Genomic DNA, 14,295 nt, shown 5'->3' on the forward strand with positions numbered 1-14,295 from the left:
ATTGACTATGAAGTGCATAGGCTACGTTACGAGTACTCTTTTGATGAAGCTTGTTATACACAGGATAAATTTATGACCTAGATTCATCTTGATTTTTAATTACGCCTATGTTTAGTTATTTTTTATGACAAATTAATTTGTGCTTGACAGAGGATTCATTCATTTGTTGAAAAATATATGACCATACTTTATAATATAAATAACTTTTTGTTGGACAGTATGATAGGGGGATACAGATATGAAATTAGTGGTTACAGTAGTTGGTCAAGACCGCGTAGGAATTATTGCAGGGGTTACCAGTGTGCTTGCAGATAACGAGGTGAATGTTATTTCCATTAATCAAACCATCTTAGATGGTATCTTTAACATGATTATGATGTGTGAAGTAAGCGATTCTGCAGATTTGAGCATCATTCAAAAAGATTTGAAAGCAGAAGGTGAACGCTTGGGTGTACAAATTTTAGCACAAAATGCAGCTATCTTTTTAAGTATGCATCGTGTGGGATAAGCGAGGGTACCTATGTTAAGTATTGAAAATATTTTAGAAACAAATCGGATGATTCAAGACAATAAACTAGATGTGCGGACTATCACCATGGGGATTAGCCTCTTGGGCTGTATCTCGGAAGATGGAGATCGCATGTGCACTCGTATTTATGACCATATTACGAAGGAAGCAGAATACTTGGTGAAAACTGGGGAAGATTTAGAGCGTGAACTAGGAGTGCCTATCATCAACAAACGTATTTCCGTCACACCTATTTCCTTAATTGGTGGAGCCTCTAACTTACCTAATTATGTACCTATCGCGCGTGCCTTAGATAAGGCCGCGAAAGCAGTGGGTGTGAACTTCATCGGCGGTTTCTCTGCTTTAGTATCCAAAGGATATACGGAAGGCGACCGCAAGCTCATAGCCTCTATTCCAGAGGCCCTAGCGACGACGGATATCGTATGTAGCTCTGTCGGTATCGGTTCTACAAAGGCGGGTATCAACATGGATGCAGTGGCTGAAATGGGGCACATTGTGAAAGAAACAGCTCGCCTCACCGCAGATAGAGATGCGTTGGGCTGTGCGAAGCTTGTGATTTTCTGCAATCCTGTAGAAGATAATCCGTTCATGGCAGGCGCTTTCCATGGTGTTACAGAAGGACAGACCACGATTAGTGTTGGAGTCAGCGGTCCAGGGGTTGTGAAACATGCCCTAGAATCTGTGAAAGGCGAACCATTTGATGTAGTGGCAGAAACGATCAAACGAACAGCTTTCAAAATTACTCGTGTAGGACAATTAGTAGCACAAGAGGCGTCACGTAGATTGAATAAACAATTCGGCATCATTGATATTTCCTTGGCACCAACACCTGCCGTAGGGGATTCCGTGGCGCATGTATTAGAAGAAATGGGCCTAGAAGCGTGCGGAACACATGGTACAACAGCAGCCTTAGCCTTGTTGAACGATGCAGTAAAAAAAGGTGGACTTATGGCATCCTCTCACGTAGGTGGATTAAGTGGTGCTTTCATCCCTGTCAGCGAAGATAAAGGCATGATTGATGCGGTTACATTGGGCAGTTTGTCCTTAGATAAATTAGAAGCTATGACTTGTGTTTGCTCTGTGGGACTAGATATGATTGCCATCCCTGGGGATACGTCGGCGGCGACCATTTCTGCAATCATTGCAGACGAGGCGGCCATCGGTATGATCAATAATAAAACGACAGCGGTGCGTCTCATTCCAGTGCCGAATAAAACAGTAGGGGATGTGGTAGAATTTGGTGGTCTCTTAGGATATGCGCCGATTATAAAAGTGCATCCATTCAGTTCGGAAGAGTTCATTCGCCGTGGTGGACGTATTCCGGCACCAGTGCGTAGTTTGACGAATTAATCAGTTTGGTGGACGTATTCCTGCACCTGTTTGACGAACTAATCAGTTTAACCACATGGAATCTCCCTTATCAGTTGGGTATTATAGAATATAGTGAGGTGACGATATGAAACAAATTTGTGTGATGGAACCATTAGGTGTATCCGAAGAACTGTTGCATTCCTTAGCAGAAAAGTTCAAGGCACAAGGCTATGAACTAGTCGTACATACTACGAAAGAAATTGACCAAGTGAAGTTATTGGATCGTGTTCGTCAGGCATCTATCATTATCTTGGCAAATCAACCATTGTCTGGGGAGATCATTCGCCAATGTCCCAATTTAGAATGTATTTCAGTGGCTTTCACAGGAGTGGACCACATCGATTTGGAGGCATGCCGTGAAAAAGGAATCGTCGTGAGCAATGCGGCTGGCTATTCTACGCAAGCTGTTACAGAGTTGGTATTTGGGTTAGCTATTTCCATCCTTCGGAATGTAATTCCCTGCGATGGTCGCACACGGACAGGCGCTACCAAAGATGGACTACCTGGATTTGAATTGCATGGAAAAACCTTTGGTATCGTGGGGACAGGTGCAATCGGTAGTGCGGTGGCACGCATTGCAAAAGCCTTTGGGTGCAAGGTCATCGCCTATAACCGTTCAGAAAAACCAGAACTAGTGGCAGAAGGGATTACTTTTACAGACCTAGACACAGTGGTACAAGAAGCAGATATTCTATCCTTACATGTACCATTAACAGAAGAGACACGCCATTTAATCGATGCGAAACGCATTGATATGATGAAAGATACAGCGGTGTTGATCAATACAGCACGGGGACCTGTGGTGGATAATAAAGCACTAGCAAACGCTTTAAAAGCAGGTAAACTACGTGGAGCTGGCATTGATGTGTTTGAAGTAGAACCGCCAATCCCGACAGATTATCCATTATGCGATGCACCTCGTACAGTATTAACACCGCACATTGCCTTTGCTAGCCAAGAGGCCTTTGTCACACGGGCACACATCGTGATGGATAATATCGTGGCCTTTTTACAAGGGGAACCTGTAAATCGGGTGTGTTAAATAGAGGGATATAAACTATTTAGCTGTATTCTTTAAATAAGAGTTATAGAATAGGTAGTTTAAAAGTTAGTATCTGAGTAAAATGAAAGAGATTATGACGATAGTTGAGAACTATTGTTATAGTCTCTTTTTATCATTAAAATAAACTCGAAAAATTGTTCGAAAAAAGTTTATTTAAATACGTGTTTGTGTGTTATAATATAAATAAATAGAAGTAGTATTAAAACTATAAATCAATACATATTATGGATGAAAGTTAAAGATTGATTGGAGGAAATTTAGCGTGAATATAATAAGTTTGTTTGCAGGCGCCGGAGGATTAGATTTAGGGTTTGAAAAAGCTGGATTTAGAGTAGTGGCAGCTAATGAATATGATAAAACAATTTGGGAAACCTATGAGAATAATCATGATGCTGAACTTATAAAGGGGGATATTTGCAATATTTCTTCAGATATGTTTCCAGAATGTGATGGGATTATAGGTGGTCCCCCATGTCAATCTTGGAGTGAGGCAGGGTCTTTAAAAGGAATTGATGATCCAAGAGGACAATTGTTTTATCAATATATACGTATTTTAAAAGATAAGAACCCTAAATTTTTTCTTGCAGAAAATGTGAAAGGTATGATGGCAAAACGTCATAGTACTGCAGTGGAGAACATAATTGCTCAGTTTGAAGAGGCAGGTTATGATGTGTTTATTTGTTTGTTGAATGCTAGTGATTATAGTGTACCTCAAGATAGAAAACGAGTGTTTTATGTAGGCTTTAGAAAGGATTTACATGTTACGTTTGAACCACCTACACCACATGAAACTAAAAAAACATTTAAGGATGCAATCTTTGATCTAAAAGATTCGGCAATTCCAGCATTAGAAAAAAATAAAACGAATGGTGATAAATGTAAAGTTTTAAATCATGAATATTTTACTGGAGCATATTCCTCTATGTTTATGAGTAGAAATCGAGTTAGACAATGGGATGAACCGGCATTTACGGTTCAAGCATCAGGAAGACAATGTCAATTACATCCTCAAGCACCAGTAATGCCTAAAGTAGAAACAAATAAAAATATATTCGAGCCAGGAAAAGAAGAACTTTACAGAAGATTAACGATAAGAGAGTGTGCTAGAGTTCAAGGATTCCCAGATGATTTTAAATTTTATTATACGAATCTTAATGATGCATACAAAATGATCGGTAATGCGGTACCAGTGAATCTAGCCTATGAGATGGCTAAGTCAATCTTAGTAGCATTAAATGGAGAAAATAAAGAAAAGAATTAACGTATAGATAGAATGGTGTAATTATGGGAGGGCAAACATGAGCGTTAAAAGTAACAATCAAGGGAGAGCCTATGAATTTGCGTGTTTGAACACGTTACATGAAGAAATATCTAAGTATAGAGTTTCAAAGATTGAGAAAAATTCAACCTATGAAGCTGCAAAGCGGGCATGGAATACACTAGAGGAGTCTGAAAAAAATATATATAGAATCAGTGCATTAGCAGGAACTAATACAATTTTAGAACTTGAACCATTAATCTTGGATGATGGAGATGGGGAATTAGAGTTGAAACTGCAATCTGATGATAACGGTCAGGATGGAGATGTAAGGGATGTTCTAATTATTCGTAAAGATATTGAATGGGAAATTGGTATTAGTGTTAAACATAATCATTTTGCAGTTAAGCACAGTAGATTATCGAAAGGTTTGGACTTTGGTAAAAAATGGTATGGAATAGAATGTTCTGATAAGTATTGGGCGGATATAAAACCTATTTTTAACTATTTGGACATAGAAAAGTCTAAACAAACTTTATGGAAGGATTTACCAAATAAAGAAGATGATGTGTATATGCCTTTGTTAATAGCGTTTAAAGAAGAACTAGATAGGCAGAATGAATTTGCAAATATTGCAAAAATGTTAGTAGAGTATCTTCTTGGAGAGTTTGACTTTTATAAGATTATTGGCATAGATAGTACAAGAACAACTCAGGTTCAGAGCTATAATTTAAGAGGAACTTTAAATCAAGAAGGGAAGAAACGTAAAAGAAGTATAAAGTTACCTGTTGCGTCATTGCCTACACGGATTGTGAGCTTAGAATTTAAACCTGATAGCAATAATACTTTAGAGTTATATTTAGATAGAGGTTGGCAATTTACATTTAGAATCCATAATGCATCGAGTAAGGTTGAGTCGAGTTTGAAATTTGATGTGCAAATTATCGGCATGCCGACATCGATAGTTTCAATAGATTGTAAGTGGAAATAGTTAAAACTGCATTGCATTTTCTCCACAATCGTCCTATAATACTTTGTATTACGTTTTAACATACAATGGTACGCCTTAAATGGACTCATAGGAAGGATGATTGGATGAGACCTGTACATACATTACCAAGCTATAGCTTTGGGGGACATGAAATTTTTGACACTATCGGAGAGTATACAAAACAGTTAGGCAAGAAAACTGTTATTATCGGTGGAGATACATCTTTATCTGTAGCATTACCTTTTTTGCAACCAGCCTTAGAAAATGCAGGGGTTGAGGTGCTAGAAGTGGTGCATTTTGGCGGTGAATGCGCCTATGTAGTAACGAATGAATTAGCGAAAAAGGAATCTCTGCAGGCGGCTGACTTTCTCATCGGTGTGGGTGGTGGCAAAGCCTTAGATACCACAAAATTGACGAGTATTGAATTAGGGGATATTCCAGTCATTACCGTGCCTACCATTGCAGCAACCTGTGCGGCTACATCCGAGGCTATTGCCATTTATACATTAGACCACACCTTTGATAGTGTTGCTTTCATGAAACGTCCCGCAGCGCATACTTTCATCGATGCAGATATTTTGGTGAAAGCCCCAAGTCGCTATTTCTGGGCGGGCATGGGCGACACCATTGCCAAGCATTACGAAACGCATATGGCTACACGTGGTCGTGACTTGTCCTACAATGTACAAGTGGGGTTAGCCTTGTCTGAGATGTGTGCGGAGCCTATCTTTGCCCATGGTCGTGAAGCCCTTACGGCTAATGAAAAGGGAGAACGCAATCGCCTCTTTGATGAACTAGTAATGGCAGTGATTTTGACAACAGGCATTGTATCAGGTTGCATGCCTGGGGACTTTAATAGCACTATCGCACATGCTGTATGTTATGGTTGTGCCGAAGATCCACATACGGAAGAAACCCATCTTCACGGGGAAATGGTGGCCTATGGTTTGCTCGTGCTGTTTGCAGCAGACAAGCAAGATGAGGAGTTAAGTCGCTGGTTGCCAGTGTATCGTCAAATTGGATGGCCTACGAAGCTTTCAGACATGGGATTAACCACAGAACATATCCCGATGATAGTGAAAAAAGCAGCTTCTGTTCGCGACGTGGTCATCAGTCCCTATGTAGTGACGGAAGAATTGCTCACGGAAGCGATTTTGAAAGTAGAAGCACATAGCTAATTATCAACAGGTATCTCTAGTAGAAAGAGATACCTGTTTGTGCTATGATGGGGGTATATTTAGGCTATACATTAGAATGGCATGGCGTATGTTAGGAACTTGAGTCAGATTTTGGGACCTATGAAATGACGGTGGTAGATATATAAGCGATGCCTCTTAGTAGAAAGGTTTAAATGTATAGGATTGGCATCGACGATAGCTAAATATATATGGAGTAAGATAGACCGTTGGTACATGATTAGGACGATAAGTGCTAACAATGAGAAGACAGGAGTAGTGAAGAACGATGGAACGAATATCATGGAATGAAATAGATTTTGTAAAGGTAGGAAATGCTACGGATACTGTAGGTAAAACGGGTTTGACTGTATTGCGTTTTCCCAATGGGGTACAAGGGGGTCTGCACATTAGTGGTGGGGGTCCTGCGGCTCGTGAAAGTGGAGTCCTCGATCCGACGACGGCGCCAACGCCAGTGAATGCCTTGGTCTTAGGTGGGGGCTCTGCTTTTGGGCTATGCGCCAGCGATGGGGTGATGCAATCCTTAGAAGCACGGAATGTTGGATTTCCCACAGCTTATGGCGTAGTACCCATCGTTTGTCAAAGTGATATATATGACTTGTCTTATGGCAATCCGAAGGCACGTCCTACGGTAAAGATGGCCCATGATGCCTGTGAAAGGACTTTCACAGGCACAGAACCCATATCTGGCAATGTAGGGGCTGGCACAGGGGCGACCGTAGGTAAGGTATGCGGCATGGAACGGGCTATGAAGGGTGGTATCGGTTATGCGGCGGCGAAACTAGGGGACCTCGTAGTGGGCGCCGTCGTGGTGGTGAATGCCTTTGGTAATGTGTATGATCGTCAGGGACATGCCTTAGGGGGGGTCATGGACGAAGGACGCCAACACATATTGGATGCTTGTCAGCTGATGTTTGACCAATATGAAGGAATTAGTGAAAGTAAACCTATGTTAGGTGAATCTGTGAAATCTAGGATGAGGAATGAAAATTTACAGGATGGTAACTCCCAATGTGAAGCGGTCCTAGGTATGGAAAAAGGAAACACCACCATTGGCGCTATCGTGACAAATGCTGCCTTTCATAAAGGTGAACTAACCAAGATTGCTATGATGGCTACTAATGGGTATGCACGGTCTATTCGACCGGTGGGAACCCTGTCCGATGGAGATACCATCTATGCTTTTTCTGTGACAAGGGCTGCTGAAAGTATGGGAAATAATAGTGGTACACCTTATGCTGGTACCGAGGTTGATGCGGAATATGGGAATGGTGTTGCCCACTGTGGTAATTCGGTTGCGGGTGAAAGTGTGTGTGGCACAAGTAAGCCTATAGTAGCTGATGTGAATGTGGTAGGCACCTTGGCAGCTGAGTTAATGAGCGAAGCCATCGAAGATGCTATACGATCTAGCAAGATAGATAATTCCAAGTTTTTGGCGAATATAATGGATTTACACGAAGTGAAAATGTGATATTTGTAAAAAGCACTTGCAATTTAGTTGAAAGTACTATATAATAACTCTTGTATTATTCCTCGATAGCTCAGCAGGTAGAGCAATCGGCTGTTAACCGATCGGTCGTAGGTTCGAGTCCTACTCGAGGAGCCAACTACTTTCGGTTAGTACACTATCATGACCCACTAGCTCAGTTGGCAGAGCACCTGACTTTTAATCAGGGTGTCCCGCGTTCGAGTCGCGGGTGGGTCACCACTTACACAACATGGCCCGTTGGTCAAGCGGTTAAGACACCGCCCTTTCACGGCGGTATCGGGGGTTCGATTCCCCCACGGGTCACCATATGGACGATTAGCTCAGCTGGGAGAGCGCCTGCCTTACAAGCAGGATGTCGGCAGTTCGATCCTGTCATCGTCCACCACACTAGGAACTATCTTGAGATAGTTCCTTTTTTGATGTATGGTTCTTTGCAAAATGTGGGGCTATAGGACAAAATGAGTTGGTTTTAATAGCGGGCACTATTCTTTTTGAGATTACCTTAGTACATTAAGTTGTATCTGTGCTAACAGTACAATATAATGTTAGCACAGATACAACACGAGGAGAGAACTATGAATTATAAAGGAGTTAAGTATAATGTGTACTTTCAAATCCCAAGATAAATGAGTATAATAAAAAGGATAGTACTATAGTTATACATCGGAGGTTTCCCATGGACGGATTGATACAACTTTCATTGCAATATGGACCCTATGTGGTCGTGGTAGGGATTATATTGTTATTTTTACTGTGTTGCTATTTCTTGTTTCGAGATGGTAAAAGCAACCAGAAACATACAACACAGAGCACGACGCATGGTGATGCATATTACGAGCAACGGAGACGGAACTTTCAGAATCCCTATGCGCTGCGTGATGATATGTCAATAGAGTCGGTAGAAGAGAGTGCTCAACAGGGGGATTTGGTAGCATCTGAAGAAAGATCCCATGGACATATAGGGGCAATACATCCTACGGATGAGATTACAGTTACATCTGATTTAAGCGATTATACGATGCCATTGCGGACGGCGGACTCCGCAGATTGGAATGAGTCGAAAGGCATTGTGTCCAGCGAATTGGTTCGTGCCGTTAGCGAACAACCTTTAGAGGAAGCGGACGATGCAACTCGGATTATACCGAAGATTACTGATGAAACGTTGAGGGAATCTGACATATCAGAGATAGAAAGACCAAGTGTAGAGGAACCCCCTGTAGAAGAAGCAATCCCAGAAAGACCTGCTACAGAGGAGTCTTCCACAGCGGGCGGAACCACAGAGGGGCCAAACGTAGATGCAATAGCACCAGACAATACGGGGGCAACAGAAACAACTGTCGTAGACAAAGCAGTGGCGCAATATGTGTCTGCCTTTGGTATTTTGAACCCTCAGTCGGAGCAACATGCGAAATATATTACCGAGTATGTGCTGTCCCAATTGGGAGCTACATCGGAAGAAGAATTAGTTAGCCTATTAACCCATGTTGAAGTACAAGATAGTTTGTTAGACCTACAAAAAGCCTATGTGGCGAATCCCACAGAGTGGATGCGAGATTTGTTGACAGACACCTTCCGAGACGTAGTACAGCAACCGAGGTCTAGTACCTTGTACTTGGTAGCAGTAGATGCCCTAAAGAGTCTCATGCAATTACAAAAAGGACATTTACAAGCTCTTGCATTGGCATTAATCTTGCAATACTCGAAAAATTCCAATAACTATTCCTTGGAACACTTTCAACATTATGTAGAAAGGTACCTAGAATCATTCCTTAGTGAATTGCCAACTCGAGACGACATGTACCAACAATTGGAATATTTACGTTGCACATCGATGGGGAATGAAGTATCTTTTGAACAAATTCTGCGTAATTCCTATCCCCTAGTCTTTGACTATCGTGGGTTCACCTATGAAGAACTAGACTATGTGATGCAGCAGGCGCCAGTGCGTGCATCGATTACCGTGGAGAGTCTCAATTCATCTTCGTTGCAACTGGCTGCCATAGATGAATACATGTTGCCAAACTTGTACCAACGGGCAGGCATTACGGATCAAGACACGCAACAAGCACTGACACAATTGGCGTACAGCAAACCATTCGATTGGGCGCACAGCTCCTTTGATGACGTGTTAGAACGCATCTCCCCAGTCTTGCTCAACCTATGCCACACCTACAATCGCATACCTTTGTGCCGATTGAATCTAACGCTGTTGGGACTGTACCTAGGACGAGGCATGGTGAAAGCCACCATCAACGAACATTTCGACATCTCGCCGTGGTTTAACTAACAACATAGACATGATACATTCACACAATCCAGTCTTGGGTTGTGTGAATTTTAATATTGCTATATATCTAAACTTGGACGTATAAAGATTCTCTAGTGATATAAAATGAGAGTAATGTATTGGTAAGTAAAGATTAGATGTGATATACTGAATAAAACGAAAACTCGTTTTTAAGGAGGTGTAACTATGCTTATATCTGTAGAGGTTGAAAACTTTAGGTCCTTTTATGGTAGGACTGTATTTTCTATGGAAACTGGGTCGAGATTACGGTCATATACTACAACCAATACTCATAGATGTAAAAGCTTAAAACTCTTAAAGTCTGCTTTTATTTTTGGTGGGAATGCGAATGGTAAAACAAATGTAATGAGTATTTTCTACTTATTAAAAGCACTTATCGTACATCCTACAATGTCCGAGCTTGAAGGGTTGATAACAGATACTTTTGCAGGAGATTCTAGACCAACATATTTTCTTGTAACATTTTTTAAAAATAATAAGATTTTCACCTATGAATTGAAGTATGATGAAGAGCACGTTATAAAGGAATCGTTACTAGTAAATGACCGTGTAATTTTTTCTAGAAATAACGATGAAGTAGTTTTACCTGAATCACTAATGGCATTAAGGGCAACGATACGAAAAAATCAATTGCTACTGTTTTTTGCTCAAACTAATAATATTTTAGAAGCAAAAGAGGCTTATGAATGGTTTGTGCTAGACATAGTTATACCTAATACAAATGAGATAGACCTTTCCATTCTAAAAGAGTTAAAACAAAATAAGGAATTAAAGAAGAAACTAATATCATTTCTACAGGCTGCAGACTTTAATATTTTAGATGTTGATGTGCGTGAACGGGTAACTAAAGTACCGAGTACGGTTTCTCTTACACTAGATAATGATAACCCTGAATTGAAAGCAGGAGAGCTTGTGGAACGAAAAGTAGCGGAAATCTATTGTACACATCAACGAAGTCAGGATGATATATTTGTATTAAACTTATCTGAAGAAAGCGCAGGTACTAAAATATTTTTAATACTAGCTACGTATATTTTGAGAGATTTTGACAGAAATACGGTTTTTTTAATTGACGAATTTGATGCCTCATTGCATAGCAAGTTGACAGAAGTTTTGCTAAAACTATTTAATCAATGGAATAAAAAAAGTCAATTCATAGTAACTACCCACTCATTTGACTTAATGGATAAAAACTTGCGTCCTGATCAAATTTATTTTGTAGAAAAAGATAGATTTGGTAAAAGTGAACTATATAGCCTGTTTGACTTTGATGACATTGCATTGAAACGTCATGATTATAAATATAAACGGAGATACTTGCAAGGTATTTATGGTGCTGATCAAATTATTAATGAGTCTGCTATTGCAGAAACATTAGGAGTAGATTATGAGTAGAGGGTGTTTTTTTCTAATTCTGCTTTTGAAGTATGGTTACTAGCACACTTTGAGAGTATTACGAGGGGACTACTTTCAGCAAATGAGTTAAAGAGACGATTGTCCAATTATTTGCGAGGAGAATATAAAAAAGGTGATAAAGCACAGTTAAGTGCTATAGTGGATCATTTTGAAGAAGCTATTGTAAATACAAGAAACGTAAGTGATTTGTCGTATCATACGCAGTGTACCAATGTGGGGAATTTATGCCAGAGTATACATGGAGACTTATAATTAACCTCCTTGTCTTGACATGGATAGGACCACTGCCTATAATGAAAGTATAACATTAGGTCAGGCAATACACCTGACCCTTTTTACTAGGAGAATGACGATGAATGCATGCATGCAGTTGGGTATTGATGGGAATAGCCAAGAGTTTAAAGAACTAGAGTTTGCTGTGTTCTGCATTGAGAACATAGCCAAGCATTTGGGGATAGATGGTACAACGGCCTATGACCTACTAGCAAGGCGAACCGATGCCTTACAAAATTATATTATCCCCTGCTACGATGTGCTGCACACACAGGGTAAAGACTATATCGTCGAAGATATCATGATGTATTTATATAAGCGAGGTGTTGGAAGTGCAAGTATACCACGGGTCTTACATGGAAGTTTCTAAGCCAGACTTACAGCACTCCAGAGAGAAAGTTGATTTTGGAAAAGGTTTTTATGTAACTCCTATCTACGAACAAGCAGAACAGTGGGCAAAACGACTTTGTAAGAATACAGGTAGTGGTGTTGTATCAATCTATAACTTTAATGAACAGCATCTAGATCATCTAAAGGTATTGACCTTTGAAACCTATTCAGAAGAATGGTTGGATTTTATCCTGCAATGTCGTCGTTGCCAAGATACGACGGACTACGATATTGTAATTGGTGGCGTAGCTAATGATAGAGTGTTTAATACAGTGGAGTTATATTTTGATGGATTAATTGATAAGTTAGAAGCGATTAAACGATTAAGATATGAAGAAAACAACTTGCAGATTACTTTTAGAACGGATCGAGCGTTAAGTTATTTAAGATTTGAAAGTAGTGTAAACATATGAGAGCCCATCCAGTTTTGTTACAAAGAAAGTATGCTCGCGTGATTGCCTTATTAGCGGAGCGATTGCAGGTGTCTATGCTAGAGGCGATGGACGTGTTCTATCATTCCTATACCTATGAAATGATGCGACAAGGAATTGCAGATATGCACTGTCAAGGGGAGTTCTATTTGATAGAAGAAATCCTAGATGAGTTGAAAGTAGCTCAAGACAGTGATGAACAATAGAATACATTCGTAGAAATCACACAATCCGGTCCTGGGTTGTGTGAATCTTTATATTTGCTTATACCTTTAACCGTTTCCAATACATTGGCTCATAGGGATTATTCAAGTGGGTATCCTGCAAAGATGATTATTGATGATGAGAAAATTACTGTTGAAAACAGCAACTTGGCTCATGGTATGGGAGCATTAGACTTGCAGAAATTTGAGCCATTTCCTAAAAACCCTGCTATATCAAAGGTATTTAGAGAAATAGGTCTTGCTGATGAATTAGGTTCAGGAATGAGAAATACCTACAAGTACACACAGCTGTATTCAGGACAAAATCCGCTATTTGAGGAAGGAGATATATTCAGAACGGTAATTCCTTTGAAGAAGATAGCGACGCAAAAGGTGGGTGGCGGGAATGTCCCTCACGATGTCCCTCACAGTGTCCCTCACGATGTCGTTCAGGGTGTCGTTCACGATGTCGCTCACGATAAGATAATCCTCGCAGAGTTTATCAAAGAAAAAGTAAGAAGCAATGATAGGATTACAAGAAAGGCTATTGCAGATGAAGCTGGAGTTAGCGTAAAGACTATTGAAAGAGCTATAAAGGAAATAGATAATTTGCAATATGTAGGTAGTGGAAATAATGGTCGTTGGGAACTTAACGAGTAAAAGTAAGTGAGTAAATCCTCTATGCATTCTTTCAAGATGTGGACTGTTATATTCAATTACTCATGTATAGACAAATCGATCAAGAGAATCTTCTGTACGGAATTGTTCTTTTCGCTTTGTATACCGCTTTAAATGCTTGTTGAAGTTTTCAATAATATTAGTAACTCAAGGTAGTGATGAACAATAGAATACATCGACAGCTCACACAATCCCACCCCCAGGTTGTGTGAGTTTTTTGTGTTATAAGCCACTAACCCATTTTGGTTTAAAACTTACTTTCATATATTGTGCACCAAGGAAATGTAATTTTTTCTTATAATTATAACAAGAAAAAGTTATAAAAATTGAAAAAATGCTTTAAAAATCGGGGGGGGGGTACTACGTAAAAAATAATGGTTATTTATTAAGATATAATCTGCTTTCAAAGGTTGCAAAATGTGTAAAAGAATAAGGATTTTTACGTATAAGTACTACAAAATGCTACCATATTGGTGTATAATAAAATCCAAAGAGTAAAAATTTGTTGTATAGTATGTATCGTTGCTGTAGAAAGAGGTAAGGCAATGAAAATGTGTGTTAAAAATGTCACAACTGGAGGGAACGAATCCAAGAAGATATACAATGAATACAAAATAGAATAGGTCTGGAATTTATGAAACAGATCGTAAGAAACAGTATGTAATGGAATGTGGATATGACTAGTTGTATGGAGGTTCT

The 14,295-nt window shown here is 39.8% G+C and carries 13 protein-coding genes, 4 tRNA genes and 1 pseudogene; all 18 read left to right on the forward strand.

The window, feature by feature from the left end; genetic code table 11:
- The first annotated feature begins 238 nt into the window (after positions 1 to 238).
- Entirely contained in the window at positions 239 to 508 is a 270-nt protein-coding gene (locus EO125_RS06305; RefSeq protein ID WP_127148151.1) for an ACT domain-containing protein, read from the forward strand.
- A 12-nt stretch (positions 509 to 520) separates the two neighbouring features.
- Complete coding sequence (locus tag EO125_RS06310; RefSeq protein ID WP_127148152.1) at positions 521 to 1,879, forward strand: PFL family protein; 1,359 nt, start codon at positions 521 to 523, stop codon at positions 1,877 to 1,879.
- Positions 1,880 to 1,985: 106 nt separating this feature from the next.
- Positions 1,986 to 2,942 (forward strand): 2-hydroxyacid dehydrogenase, encoded by a 957-nt coding sequence (locus tag EO125_RS06315; RefSeq protein WP_127148153.1) that lies wholly within the window; start codon positions 1,986 to 1,988, stop codon positions 2,940 to 2,942.
- A 283-nt stretch (positions 2,943 to 3,225) separates the two neighbouring features.
- Positions 3,226 to 4,224 (forward strand): DNA cytosine methyltransferase, encoded by a 999-nt coding sequence (locus EO125_RS06320; RefSeq protein ID WP_127148154.1) that lies wholly within the window; start codon positions 3,226 to 3,228, stop codon positions 4,222 to 4,224.
- A 37-nt stretch (positions 4,225 to 4,261) separates the two neighbouring features.
- Complete coding sequence (locus EO125_RS06325; RefSeq protein WP_127148155.1) at positions 4,262 to 5,212, forward strand: HaeIII family restriction endonuclease; 951 nt, start codon at positions 4,262 to 4,264, stop codon at positions 5,210 to 5,212.
- Between the two features lie 104 nt (positions 5,213 to 5,316).
- Positions 5,317 to 6,390, forward strand: coding sequence for an iron-containing alcohol dehydrogenase family protein (locus EO125_RS06330; RefSeq protein WP_127148156.1), 1,074 nt, complete (start codon positions 5,317 to 5,319; stop codon positions 6,388 to 6,390).
- 286 nt (positions 6,391 to 6,676) lie between these two features.
- On the forward strand, positions 6,677 to 7,879 hold the full coding sequence (locus EO125_RS06335; protein ID WP_127148157.1) for a P1 family peptidase: 1,203 nt from the start codon (positions 6,677 to 6,679) through the stop codon (positions 7,877 to 7,879).
- Between the two features lie 59 nt (positions 7,880 to 7,938).
- Positions 7,939 to 8,014, forward strand: a tRNA-Asn gene (locus EO125_RS06340).
- A gap of 26 nt (positions 8,015 to 8,040) precedes the next feature.
- Positions 8,041 to 8,116 (forward strand) — tRNA-Lys (locus tag EO125_RS06345).
- Positions 8,117 to 8,128: 12 nt separating this feature from the next.
- A tRNA-Glu gene (locus EO125_RS06350) sits at positions 8,129 to 8,203 on the forward strand.
- A gap of 3 nt (positions 8,204 to 8,206) precedes the next feature.
- Positions 8,207 to 8,282 (forward strand) — tRNA-Val (locus EO125_RS06355).
- Positions 8,283 to 8,573: 291 nt separating this feature from the next.
- Complete coding sequence (locus EO125_RS06360; protein ID WP_127148158.1) at positions 8,574 to 10,184, forward strand: LPO_1073/Vpar_1526 family protein; 1,611 nt, start codon at positions 8,574 to 8,576, stop codon at positions 10,182 to 10,184.
- A gap of 186 nt (positions 10,185 to 10,370) precedes the next feature.
- On the forward strand, positions 10,371 to 11,600 hold the full coding sequence (locus EO125_RS06365; RefSeq protein WP_127148159.1) for an ATP/GTP-binding protein: 1,230 nt from the start codon (positions 10,371 to 10,373) through the stop codon (positions 11,598 to 11,600).
- A gap of 3 nt (positions 11,601 to 11,603) precedes the next feature.
- Positions 11,604 to 11,873 (forward strand): RloB domain-containing protein, encoded by a 270-nt coding sequence (locus EO125_RS06370; RefSeq protein ID WP_127148160.1) that lies wholly within the window; start codon positions 11,604 to 11,606, stop codon positions 11,871 to 11,873.
- A gap of 100 nt (positions 11,874 to 11,973) precedes the next feature.
- Positions 11,974 to 12,264 carry a DUF3791 domain-containing protein gene (locus EO125_RS06375; protein ID WP_240630448.1) on the forward strand — a complete coding sequence of 97 codons (291 nt, stop codon included), beginning with the start codon at positions 11,974 to 11,976 and terminating at the stop codon, positions 12,262 to 12,264.
- Positions 12,251 to 12,697, forward strand: a complete 447-nt coding sequence (locus EO125_RS06380) for a DUF3990 domain-containing protein (protein WP_240630449.1) — start codon at positions 12,251 to 12,253, stop codon at positions 12,695 to 12,697. Before EO125_RS06375 ends, EO125_RS06380 begins: the two co-directional genes overlap by 14 nt.
- A 14-nt stretch (positions 12,698 to 12,711) precedes the next feature.
- A complete protein-coding gene (locus EO125_RS06385; protein ID WP_240630450.1) occupies positions 12,712 to 12,921 on the forward strand; it encodes a hypothetical protein in 210 nt (69 codons plus the stop codon).
- Between the two features lie 72 nt (positions 12,922 to 12,993).
- A pseudogene (locus tag EO125_RS10075) lies at positions 12,994 to 13,578 on the forward strand (ATP-binding protein); the annotation flags it as partial.
- Positions 13,579 to 14,295 lie beyond the last annotated feature (717 nt).

Origin of the sequence: Veillonella sp. VA139, assembly GCF_003992005.1 — a bacterium.
Taxonomy (GTDB): Bacteria; Bacillota; Negativicutes; order Veillonellales; family Veillonellaceae; genus F0422.